The sequence below is a fragment of the Verminephrobacter aporrectodeae subsp. tuberculatae At4 genome (genome assembly GCF_000193225.1).
GTDB classification, from domain to species: Bacteria; Pseudomonadota; Gammaproteobacteria; order Burkholderiales; family Burkholderiaceae_C; genus Acidovorax; species Acidovorax aporrectodeae.
In genome coordinates, this window is the sequence record NZ_AFAL01000097.1 from 1 (window position 1) to 11,351 (window position 11,351).

10 protein-coding genes and 2 pseudogenes are annotated in these 11,351 nt (G+C 62.1%); 2 read left to right on the forward strand and 10 right to left on the reverse strand.

Features of this window, described 5'->3' with window-relative positions; translation table 11 throughout:
- From VTU_RS0103955 to yihA, 3 genes and pseudogenes are all read right to left on the reverse strand, one after another.
- Positions 1-582 (reverse strand): annotated as a pseudogene (locus tag VTU_RS0103955) (AI-2E family transporter); the annotation flags it as partial.
- A gap of 34 nt (positions 583-616) precedes the next feature.
- Complete coding sequence (gene purM, locus VTU_RS0103960) at positions 617-1,660, reverse strand: phosphoribosylformylglycinamidine cyclo-ligase (RefSeq protein ID WP_010101010.1); 1,044 nt, start codon at positions 1,658-1,660, stop codon at positions 617-619.
- A 52-nt stretch (positions 1,661-1,712) separates the two neighbouring features.
- Positions 1,713-2,402 carry a ribosome biogenesis GTP-binding protein YihA/YsxC gene (yihA, locus tag VTU_RS0103965; protein WP_010101011.1) on the reverse strand — a complete coding sequence of 230 codons (690 nt, stop codon included), beginning with the start codon at positions 2,400-2,402 and terminating at the stop codon, positions 1,713-1,715.
- 71 nt (positions 2,403-2,473) lie between these two features.
- Between yihA and VTU_RS0103970 the strand changes: the two genes are divergently transcribed.
- Complete coding sequence (locus VTU_RS0103970; RefSeq protein ID WP_029554087.1) at positions 2,474-3,103, forward strand: c-type cytochrome; 630 nt, start codon at positions 2,474-2,476, stop codon at positions 3,101-3,103.
- 16 nt (positions 3,104-3,119) lie between these two features.
- Here the strand turns inward: VTU_RS0103970 and VTU_RS0103975 are convergent, their stop codons facing one another.
- Positions 3,120-4,898: a transglutaminase domain-containing protein gene (locus VTU_RS0103975; RefSeq protein ID WP_029554088.1), complete on the reverse strand. Its 1,779-nt coding sequence runs from the start codon at positions 4,896-4,898 to the stop codon at positions 3,120-3,122.
- Positions 4,899-5,202: 304 nt separating this feature from the next.
- Here VTU_RS0103975 and VTU_RS35815 point away from each other — a divergent pair, with 304 nt between their 5' ends.
- Complete coding sequence (locus VTU_RS35815) at positions 5,203-5,637, forward strand: hypothetical protein (protein WP_138927786.1); 435 nt, start codon at positions 5,203-5,205, stop codon at positions 5,635-5,637.
- A gap of 22 nt (positions 5,638-5,659) precedes the next feature.
- Here the strand turns inward: VTU_RS35815 and VTU_RS30570 are convergent, their stop codons facing one another.
- The 6 genes and pseudogenes from VTU_RS30570 to VTU_RS31135 all read right to left on the reverse strand — a co-directional run.
- The gene (locus VTU_RS30570; RefSeq protein WP_138927787.1) at positions 5,660-6,232 is read right to left on the reverse strand and encodes an acyl-CoA dehydrogenase family protein; all 573 of its coding nucleotides are present in this window, start codon (positions 6,230-6,232) and stop codon (positions 5,660-5,662) included.
- On the reverse strand, positions 6,178-7,929 hold the full coding sequence (locus tag VTU_RS34385; protein ID WP_201766095.1) for a methyltransferase domain-containing protein: 1,752 nt from the start codon (positions 7,927-7,929) through the stop codon (positions 6,178-6,180). Before VTU_RS34385 ends, VTU_RS30570 begins: the two co-directional genes overlap by 55 nt.
- Complete coding sequence (locus VTU_RS30580) at positions 7,930-9,138, reverse strand: tetratricopeptide repeat protein (protein WP_010101020.1); 1,209 nt, start codon at positions 9,136-9,138, stop codon at positions 7,930-7,932.
- A complete protein-coding gene (locus tag VTU_RS0103995; protein ID WP_010101021.1) occupies positions 9,135-10,397 on the reverse strand; it encodes an APC family permease in 1,263 nt (420 codons plus the stop codon). The genes VTU_RS30580 and VTU_RS0103995 overlap by 4 nt, the downstream gene beginning before the upstream one ends.
- Positions 10,398-10,514: 117 nt before the next feature.
- Positions 10,515-10,859, reverse strand: coding sequence for an IS66 family transposase (locus VTU_RS35375; RefSeq protein WP_265597332.1), 345 nt, complete (start codon positions 10,857-10,859; stop codon positions 10,515-10,517).
- Positions 10,790-11,351, reverse strand: a pseudogene (locus VTU_RS31135) (ISL3 family transposase); the annotation flags it as partial. The gene VTU_RS35375 and the pseudogene VTU_RS31135, both read right to left, overlap by 70 nt.

The following is an 11,351-nucleotide window of genomic DNA, read 5'->3' on the forward strand; positions in this document are numbered from 1 at the left end:
GGCGGCGAGCGCACCAATCAGCAGACCCACGTAGGCAAACAACGCGCCGGCGAGCCAGGCACGCCCCGCGATGGCCAGCGCGCCGGCCTTGGCGCCCAGGTAGCTGGCGATGATGCGCTGGATGTCGGCAACGCCTTCGGGCAGGTGGGCGGCAACGTCCGCGGGCAGTTTCAGCCGCAGTTCGAGCACCGTGCGCGCCATGTAGCGAAGCAGTTCCTGGTATTGCTCCGGCGCGTGCACCAGGTAGCCGCGTGATTGCGTCAGGCCCGCGGCCAGCAGCGCCAGCGGCAGCAGCATCACCAAGCCGGCCGCGGCAATCTGCGCCGCGCGCACGCTCCGGGGCGAGGCCATGGCCTGGCGCCGCACGCGCGCCAGACCCAGGGCAAACCAGCGCGCGAGCGTGCGCGTGAGCAGGAATCCCAGGCACACGCAGAGCAGACCGGGCAGCAGGCCGCGCCACATGACCAGCAGCAGCGTCGCTGCCACCAGCAGGTAGCTGGTCAGGGCGACTCCCCGGCTCGGGGCGTGCGCCGGCTCAGGCCGCGTTGCCCCCGGAGGATCAGGGGAAGGATGCTGGAGCATGCGCCAAGCCAAGGTATGGCGGGAGGGACGCGAATCAGGCCACGCGCACCGCGGCACCCGCGCCGCGCGCGAGCACCGTGCCGATCGCATGCACCTGCTCCCCCGCGGCGCGCAGCGTGGCGGCCGTGGCGTCAGCGTGCGCGGCATCGACGAGCACCACCATGCCGATGCCGTTGTTGAAGGTACGGAGCATCTCGGTGTCGTCGATTCCGGCGGTCTCCTGCAACCAGGAAAACAGCTCGCTGCGGGGCCAACTGCCCCGCTGGAGTTGAACCGCCATGCCCTCGGGCAGCACGCGGGGAATGTTCTCCAGCAGGCCGCCGCCGGTGATGTGCGCCAGCGCCCTGATGGGGTGCGCGGCCAGCGCCGCCAGCACGCTCTTCGCATACAGGCGCGTGGGTTCCATGACGGCCTGCCTGAAGGGCTTGCCATCGAGCGTTGCAGGGGCGGATGCACCGGCGCGCTCGATGCACTTGCGCACCAGGCTGAAACCGTTGGAATGCACGCCGTGGCTGGCCAGTCCCAGCACCTTGTCGCCGGGCTGCACGTTCTGGCCGGTCAGGATCCGGGATTTTTCGACGACGCCCACGGCAAAGCCGGCCAGGTCGTACTCGCCGGCAGGGTACATGCCGGGCATCTCCGCGGTTTCACCGCCGATCAGCGCGCAGCCGCAGAGCGAGCAGCCCCGGGCAATGCCGCCGATCACGGCCGCGGCCGTTTCCACGTCGAGCCGACCACAGGCAAAGTAATCGAGAAAGAACAGCGGCTCGGCGCCCTGCACGAGCAGGTCGTTCACGCTCATGGCGACCAGATCGATTCCCACGCCGTCGTGCATGTTCCATTCGAACGCCAGCCGGAGCTTGGTGCCCACGCCGTCGGTGCCCGAGACCAGCACGGGCTCCCGGTAGCGCCGGGGTAGCTCGAACAGCGCGCCAAAGCCGCCAATGCCCGCCAGCACCCCTTCGCGCAAGGTCTTTTTGGCCAGGGGCTTGATGCGCTCGACCAAGGCGTCGCCCGCGTCGATGTCAACGCCGGCGTCTTTGTACGAGATCGGGGGAAGGGGGGCCGAGGAACTCATCGGTGCTGTGCTGCGGGGATAGCCCCGCGCGGCGGACTGGAATCCGGGGATTCTAAGGCGCGCCGGGCGCGCCGGACCGTACCGGGTGGGCCCATTGCCACAGCAGCCAGGCGACCTCCTCGACCCCTTGTTTTTTGAGCGCCGAGAACATCATCACCTCGCCACCGCCTGCTTGCAGCCGCGTAATCGACAGCACCTTGGCCTGCTCGGCGCGCGTGAGTTTGTCCGCCTTGGTCAGGACGATGAGGAACTTCAGACCCTGCTGTACGCGCGGGCGCAGCACGTCGAGCAGGGCCTCGTCCAGCCCGGTCAGACCCAGGCGGGGGTCGCAGAGCAGCACGATGCCGGTGAGCCCCGGCCGGCTGACCAGGTAATTCACCATCACCTGCTGCCAGCGCAGCTTGTCCGCGCGCGGCACCGCGGCGTAGCCGTAACCGGGCAGGTCGGCCAGCACCGCGTCCGTCACGCCCTGCTTGCCCAGCGAAAACAGATTGATGTGCTGCGTGCGCCCCGGTTTCCTGGACGCGAACGCCAGCTGTTTCTGCTGCGTGAGCACGTTGATGCAGGTGGATTTGCCCGCGTTCGAGCGGCCGACGAAGGCGATTTCGGGAACGCCGACGGACGGCAGCTGATCCAGCTGCGCGGACGTGCTCAGAAACTTGGCGGTGTGCATCCAGCCCAGGGCGATCCTGGCGTCGGCTGCGGAGGGGCCGGCAACGGGTGCGGCGGTGAATGTCGTCATGGAAGGTCCGGATGCGCGGGAGCCGCATTGTAGAATCGCAGAGTTTTGCGCACACAGACAACACCCCCGATATGAAGCTGCTCGCATCCTTGCTGACGGCTGCCGCATTGGCAGCGCCCGTTTTCCCGGCCCTGGCCGCGGGCCCGGCGCCCCAGGCGGCAAAGCCGGATCTCGCCAAGGGCGAGGCCAGCTTTGCGGCAGTGTGCGCGGCCTGCCACGGAGCGGATGGCAACGCGGTGATCGCCGCCAACCCCACGCTGGCGCAGCAGCATCCCGAATACCTGCTCAAACAGTTGCAAGAGTTCAAGTCCGGCAAGCGCAACGAGGCCGTGATGAAGGGCTTCGCCAGCGCCCTGTCGGATGAGGACATGCGCAACATGGCCTACTGGCTGGGCTCCCGGCCCGCCAAGGCGGGTTTCGCAAGGAACAAGGAACTGCTCGCGCTGGGCGAGCGCATCTACCGCGGCGGCATCGCCGAGCGCCAGATCGCGGCCTGCGCCGGCTGCCATAGCCCCAACGGCGCCGGCATCCCGGCGCAGTACCCGCGTCTGTCGGGCCAGCACGCCGACTACACGGCGGCGCAACTGAACCTGTTTCGCAGCGGCGCGCGCGCCAACAACCCCCAGATGGCCCAGGTGGCGGCCAAGCTCAACGACAAGGAAATCAAGGCCGTTGCGGATTACATTGCCGGCCTGCGCTGAATTTTCCGCGCCTTCTTCAATTCCGGGTAAACAGCACGCTGCTGCGCAGATGCCGCCATATTTTTGACAAAGCGGGTTGTCGTGCGGCATGCTCCTGCGGGCTGCAAGTGTGGGTTGCCCGGTCCTGCGCGTAGTCGCGCCATCCCGTTATTTGCTGCCCTTTTGTTTCGAGCATTTGCTCAAAACGAATGCCTTCCGGGGTGCTGATTTTCATTGATCCTGGCGCGCGCAAAATATGAAAATCGTCGGCAAAGCGCAGCGTGAACTCCTCCCTGATGGCATGGGGCGTGCACGCCAGGGCATGCTGGCGCTTGTCAGGACTGACATTGCCCAGATTTGAAAGAATATAGACCCCCACAGAACCCACCGTCGGGTTCGCCGGGATGGCACCGGCCTCGGGATCGGGCAAGAGATCGCGCACGTCCGCAGTGATGCGCAAATCCTGCCACTGCCTGTCTGTTTGCAGCGGAGAAAACTGCATTTTGCCTGTTCCACGAACACCGCTTTCATTGAGCCAACGAGCCAGCGTGGCTTCGCGCATGTTTTCCGGAATTTGTCTCAAGCGCTCTTGCAACCAGGAAGCCATCTGGCCCCAGGCCTCAATGTTCAGTTGCACCCGGGCCGATCCGTCTTTGAAAATCTGCCAATTGCTCTGTACCAGGGCGCGGTTGTCCTGGGCCTTGAACGAGGGTGTTCGAAGCAACTCGCTCGGGGCTTGCAGGCGTGCAAGCAGAGCCGGTTTGTCGCTGTCCGCATAGGGTAGCGCCCCCAAGGCAATCTGCGTGGCCGTCGTGTCGGTAAAAAGGTCCAATTCCGGGATATACACAATGCAATGATCGAACCAGGGCCCCGGCAAATCCGGCAGATCATGGTCTGCTTGCGATCGCAGCAATACCGGGTGCGCGGCAATGCCTGCTGCACGCAGCAAGGCAATCAGCAAAAGACTTTGGTCCTTGCAATCACCATAGCGGTTTTCCAATATCCAATCCAGATCGTGCGGAACCCAGCCACCCACCCCCAGGTAAACCGCGACATAGCGGATGTTCTGGCGCACCCAGGTGTGCAGTTTCCGCGCCTTGGCCGCAGGCTCCTTTTCATCGCCCGTGATTTGAGCAGCCAGGGTCGTGATCCGGGGGTTGTCCACCAAACGCCCGGCAAAAGCCTGCGCAAAGGTTTGCCCGAATCGTTCCCAATGCTTCATGCTGGAAAACATCCAATAGGGGCGCGTCTGCTCGATGTTCAGCGCACCGCCGTCCAGCATGCTGGCCTTGGACGATCCCTTGATTTCCCACACCTTATTTTTCCCGGATTGGAACGACTCCAACGCCAGCTGATGTGCGCCGACCTGAAGGTCAAGTTCCTGCGGCGCCTCCACACGAATATAAATGTGCTCGAAGTTCACCACATGCGAAATCGATTCGCGTACAGCCTGCCAACCCGGTAACGGTGTTTTGAAATTTCTGCCCTTGAGTACCAGGCGCATGCGATCGCCTGCTTGCACATCGGGGAAGGTGATTTGCAATATTTCGCCCTCCGGCCAGCTAAAACCGACACCCGCTGCGGCCATACCTTTTTGCCGCTGTACTCCATCGCTGCGCACGGCGATGCTGCGGCCGTCCGCTTTCAGCGTATAGGCTTCCTGCAACTGCACGTCTTCCAGACCCGCATTGAACACCTGGGAATATTTTCCAATCACCAGCGCACCCTCGTTTGACAGTGCCTGGCGTTCAATCACAAGCTCCCAATCAAATGTCAGATCGGCTCGGATAAAAATCCGCTGCTCGTACTTCAGCACCGTGAAATGTGCAGCCTGGTTAAATCCCTGTGCACTGGACTGCTCTGTGCAAATGAACAGGCTTGACAATCCCATAAAACAGGACGTCAGGACCCGAAGGGACTGGCTGAAAGTATGGTTTGGCATTGGAATCATTTCTGTCTTGAAAAATCAGGTTGCAGTGGCTCCCAAAAGAAATGGGGGCTGCTGCCAGCGCACTTTGCCATCAGTTGACCCATGCTGCAAGCGACAGCCTTGTCCAACGAGGTATGAGTCTGAAGGGGCGGTTGCAGGCCCCCAGCGAGGGTGGATTGATCATCAGGAAATGGTGGTCAACATGGGCGAGACGCGGCTCACGACAATCGCGCAAATTGAACAGTTTTTGGTCGCCAGCGCAGTGGTGCAATTCACCCCCAGCCAAGACGATGAGGAGCGCTACGCGCACATCAGCCGCGTGCTCAAACGCTTCGACTATCCGCGCCTTGGCAAGGCCGACAAAGGGGTACTGCTGCGTTACCTGGGCCACACCAGCGGCTACAGTGATCGGGTGGGCCGTGGGCCCGGGGGGCTGAGTAGTTACCTTGGGCCAAGGTCAAGCAAAAAATCTCGGGCTGCTTGCGCACCTTTGCCGGGGCGCAAAGCTTCTGCACGATCCGCTCCTATCTGGACACTGCTCGCACGCATGGGGTTGGCATGCTTGAGGCTCTACGGGCAGCCTTCAATGGGGCTCCGATGGAGTTCGTCGGTAGCGGCTGAATAGTCACGCGTGACTTTGTATGAGTTCATGTCGCCGACGGTTCGCACTTCGGTGTGCCCACTTGCCAATCGGTGGTAGGCGGCGTGCCATTGAGCACCCAGTCACCGATCGCCCGCTGCTTGAACGCCACAGGGTTGTGACTGGCGACCGTCCTAGAGTTCCGCCAATGTCGGTCGAGATCGCGACTGATACTCGTTGCCGAAGCACCCAGCGCGTCGAACAGGAGGGTCGCCGAGCGGGGTACCAATTCCGAAATGATCACCTGGGCCTGCTCGGAGCGAATTTCCGCCATCATGTTCGCCTCACGATCCTCTGGCGAGTCGCGCCCCGCGACGCCTGTTTCCGAGGCGCGCTGCAGAGCCTCCGCCACCCCGCGGGCGAGAGCCCGTGCCGTGTAGGCCAAAGATGAGATCTCTCCGATGATCGACTGGATGTTGGGATCGTCCTTGGCCAGCGCGGCGGTGCTGTGCGAATAGTTGCGGCTGCGGTTCCGCACAGCCTCCGCGATGTCTCGCTCCACGGCAACCGCGATGCCAGCCTGCATCACCAGCAAGATCCACTGGTAGAGCGCGGTCTGATATTGAATACGGTCCTCCATGGGGCCCACATCGCGGGGGCGACCCGCGCCCCATCGAGGATCAGTGTGCCCGTGCCCGTCGTGCGCTGGCCGAATCCGTCCCAATCGTCACGAACCGTGACACCCGGCTGATGGACCGCGACGAATCCGGCCACGCCCTGCCCGTCGTAGGTCCCTGACACATCTGCCCAGTCCGCGAAGATCGTCCCGGTCGTGTACTGTTTCTTGCCCGACACGGTCATTTCGTCGCCCGCGCGGATGAAAACTGTATTCTTTTGGCCCTGGACGATCGGGCCCGCCTCTGCCCAGGCGTTGCCCACCATCTCGCCGTCAAGCAGCCGGCGCAGCCATCGGTCGCGGTACTCGCCGGCGGGCCGGTGCACGATGTCCTCCACGAAGGCGATGTGACTGCGGAAGATTTGCACCACATTGGGATCTGCCGCAGCCACCTCGATGAGCACGTCTCCCCAATCGGGGATCGTCAACCCGTCACCCCCGAATTCCTTCGGGATGCGCAGCAGGCTGAAACCGGCATCCATCACGGCACGCACCTGCTCTCGTGGAAGCTCGTGGGCCAGATCCCGCTTGACCGCCCCCTCAGCCAAGCTCCCGGCCGCCGCCATCACACGTTCCCGGGCCGTCGTGTCGGCCATCGGGGGTGCGTCACTTTTTTTAGGGGTTTCAGCACCACCTGGAGCGAGGAGTTCCCGAAGGCCTCGGTGTCGGTGTTGAGGCTCGCGAACGCCTCGAAGCCCGCAGCGGTCAACTCGGCGAGCAGCAGTTCCGGGGAACGTTCGGCATAGTGCAGCACCTCGAGATCGATCGGCTTGCGCTCGCCGTCGATCGCGACGTAGCGGGTAATGGTACGTCCCGGCACGAGATCGGCGGCGATGGCATCGTAGTCCTTGATGGTGTGAAAGCCGCGACCCCAGTTTGCGGCACAATGGTCGACAGCCTCCCGGACGGAGCACCTCGAAGACCCGGGCGATGTGACGTGCCCGGTCCTCGGCTCGGTCGAGCATGTGTAACGCACCCATGTTGAGGGCCACATCGAAGGATGCCGGCGGCACATCACGCAGGTAGATGATGTCCTTCTCGATGAATCCGTCGACGGGAAGACCCTCTTCACGTGCCCTTTCACGAGCCTTTCCCAGAGCACTGTGCGATACGTCGAAGGACGTGACGCTACGACCGATCCGGTTCCGCAATAGGTAGAGGCTGTCTCGCCCCTCCCCCGTGCCAAGGTCAACGATGTCGCCGACGAACGCCTCCGGGTATCGTGCGAGGATCTCACGCAGGCTCGCGTTCTCAGAGAACGGCTCCCACGAGGCCGCGCCATACTCGTAAACCTTTGCGTAACGGTCCTCATACCCGAAGTAATAGCCTTTCTCTTTAACATACTTCCGCATTGCTGAGACGATCGGAAAGTCCGCCGGTATCTCGTTCTTCTGCCACTCCACACTGCCGACGCTGATGTACTCCGTCTGCGGGAACATGGCCACGACGATGACTCGTTCGCCCGCCGAAATGCCAATCTTCTCGCCGACACCGAAGACGGCCACCCCCTCCCGCAGTTCCTCCTCGGAATATTCGTCACCTTCAGCGGGCATCCGGTAGAAACCCAACCTTCCCCGCGTGACTGTCAGCAACGCTGGCTCGGGATAGACGAGTTGTACGGCTTTTTCCACGTCCAGATGGACGTTGATCTGGTCGGTCACTTAAGACTCCTTCGTGAGTGAGTGGATATGGGAACTGAGGTGATCGCGCGGTTTGCTGCCGCGCAAACAGTAATCGGCGGCGTCTCGTGTCCAATGAAAGATGCTCTGCTGAAGCTTGCTGCCGCCGACCCGCAACTGCCGTCGCTTCAGGGCGGGGCTCATTGCCCTCACAGCCGTCGCGTAGTCCAGCTGCACGAAGGCGGCGATACCCGAGAACAGCGGCAGGCACACAGAGTGGAAGAAATCCGGTGATTCCCGGGCCCGGCAGGACTCGACCACCTTGTCGAAAAGGCAATAGTCCTCTACCTTGGCAAAGGTCATTGCGGCGTGTAGGTCGTTGAAGATGTAACTGGAGTCCGCCGGGTAGGCCTGCCAGGCCTGCGCCAGCATCCGCCAGCGGGGTGCTAGCATCTTGGAGAGGGCCTCGCCCCCCAATAGATCCAACCGCCACAGCAGTGCAACCGCATCTAGATCCTCCCACGCGCAGACCCGACTTTTGCGCCGCACCTCCAAGTCATAGCAGAGCAAAACCCGATCCAACTCACCCTCGCCGATGAGGCTGATAGCGTAGTGCCACCACATGTGGATACGCATGGGCTCCTCCGGACCCCACCCGTTCGAGTAGCTGGAGATGGTAGCCATGGCCGCCAGATTCTCGTTCAGGCTCTGCAACGCATGCACCTTGGCGTGGAGCGCGTAGACGTCATCATAGTTGGTGCTCAGGGCCCGTTCCGCTGACGCGATGGCCTCAGAATAATACCCGCATTCCTCCAGGGCGAAAGAGAAGAGGCCCTCACTGAGGCCGGCCGCACGGCGGGACATTGTGGGACGCAGCTCGATGAGATCGCAGCCCGTTTTGAGCATTCCCTCCTCGTCGCCTAGATAGAAGTCCGCCATGTGCGCCAGGAATCCGACGAGTAACGCGCGCGCTCCGGTCAAGCCCCTCAGGCTCGTTGCCAGCAGTTCGCGAGCACCCAGCAGATCCCCCCGGGCCCAGGTCAGCATCGCCTCGCGCACGGCACCATACTCGCGATCAAGCGCGGATGGGGACACTGCCTCCAGGATGTTGATGACCTCGCGAAACCGTGGAGCCTCCATATCGATGACTGCCTCCGCGGCAACTACGAAGCCATGCAGCGGATCGGCATTGCGAACGGTACGGTCGAGGCGGAGCGCCACCAGATCTTCGATAACGACATCCAATGTCATGAGATCAGCCCTCTCCGGAAGATTGACCGCAGCCCGAAGTACGCGAACGCAATGAGGAACTGAACGACCAGCATCTTCCCGAAGAATGGCAGCAATGCAACCACAAAAATCCCAGTGATGATGGGCGGCAGCCAGGAGGTCAGTCGCTTGGGGCGAGTCAGACGCACATAAGCGAGGGCGCACAGCCCATAGGTGATGACGGCCGACCCGCCCACTATCATGGCCGCGTCCGAGATCTGCACCCAGCCCAGGTACATCACAAACAGAACGATCGTGTACGCCGCGAGCAGCACGAGCACGCTCGACTGGAAGGATCCTTTGCTGTTACGAATCGCCATCTTCCCGGGCAAGCTGCCGGATCGAGCGAGCGACGCGCCGAGAGATGACGTACCCCATATGATCGCGGTCGCACTTCCCACCACGATCATGATTGCGATCGCCGTGGCGAGCCAGCTCGCCCAAGAGCCGACCGCTAGCCGAAGGACAAGGGCGAGCGGCGCGGTCTGAATGTCCTGCTGACCCGGTGGAACAACGCCGAGGACGGCCGCAGTCGATCCGGCGTAGAGCCCGCCGATGATGACCATGGAAACGACAATGCTGATGATGAAATCACGCTTGGGATTACGAAACTCTTCGGCAATCGACGAAACGTTTTCCCATCCCACGTAAGCCCACATGATGAGGGCGGCGGCCGAGCCAACGGACGACCATCCATGTGGCAGCAACGGCTGGTATGCCTCCGCGTGAACCTTTGGAAAGCTGACAAGTATCGTGGCGAACAGCAGCACGATAATCGCGCCGGTGATCGCGGACTGGGCGTGTGCGGATATGCGCGTGCCGATGATGTTCAATATGCAAGACGAGCACAGTATTACCCACGCTAGAACGTAGGTCGCTGTTCTCGGTAGCCCGAACTCGTAGTGCGCGTACGCGAGACCGGACAGCATGACCGCTGGTTGCCCGAAAGGTATAACCCAGAAGTAGAGCCAACCGGTCAGGTCACCGAGCGTGTCGCCGAATGCGTTGCGTACGAAGGAACTCACGCCGCCGGCGTCTGGGAGAGCGGACGACAGTCGCCCGAACATCAAGGCGATCGGAAGGCAGATGACGGACACCGCGACCCACGCGATTAGGGCGCCCGCGCCCGCGGTCGCGGCCGTCAATCCTGGTAGAACCAAGATTCCACCGCCGAGCACCGACGATACATAAAGGGCTATAGCGGTGCTGACATTGACGTGCTTTTTGTGTTCAGTGACCATAATTCTTCTCCCAAAAACGGCTTCCCTCTTCTTCAGTCCAGATCAAAGGTGTTATCGCTGATGCCGTCACTACCGCTACCCCTTTCTTCGATTGCTTGATGAAAAATAAGTGACTGTTCAGCCGCTACCGACAAACTCCATCGGAGCACCATTGAACGCAGCCCATAGTGCCTCAAGCATGCCAATCCCATGCTTGCGAGCAGTGTCCAGATAGGAGCGGATCGTGCAGAAGCTTTGCGCTCCGGCAAAGGTGCGAAAGCTACTCGAGATTTTTTGCTTGACCTTGGGCATCCGGATCGCCCGCTCGGCCAAGTTGTTCGTGAAAGGCACCGACAGGTCGCGCGCAAAGGCTCTTCGTCGTTTCGTGTGGAACACAACTGCAACTCGGCTCCAGCCTGCTGTACGCTGTTGTGCACCTTTGCCCTCGCATACACCGCGCGCAACGCCATCTTCAACCGCCACGCCCGCGCGCTCTTGAGCACGGAACGCTGCAACCAATGCATTGCGTCGGTTTGCTTTGCGCTCCAGCTTTCGGGGTTGCGCCGCATCCCCCACATCAGTTGCTTGAGCGCCTTGTGCTCATCGTTGTCAACTGCCGACTCCAAGGCCACTCGCACCGCCGGGGCGTCCTGTGCCATCTCCGTGCGCCGCACCTGATCCATTGCTGCGCCTGCGGCAACGCCAACCCCACTCCCTTGGCGTAGGCCGCGCTCATGTCCATGCACACATGTTCGACCTGTGCGCTGTCGCCACCATGGGCCTTCAGATCGTCAACAAAATCGAGCACCGTCTTGTGCTCGCGTCCCTCGGTGGCAAACAGCAGTCGTTTGGCATCGAGGTCATGCACAACGGTGATGTAGTTCTGCCCCCGGCGCACACTGGTTTCGTCTATGCCCACGATGCGCACATCCGTAAAACTCTCCTTGCTGCGGGCCTGCTCGACATAAAACTCGA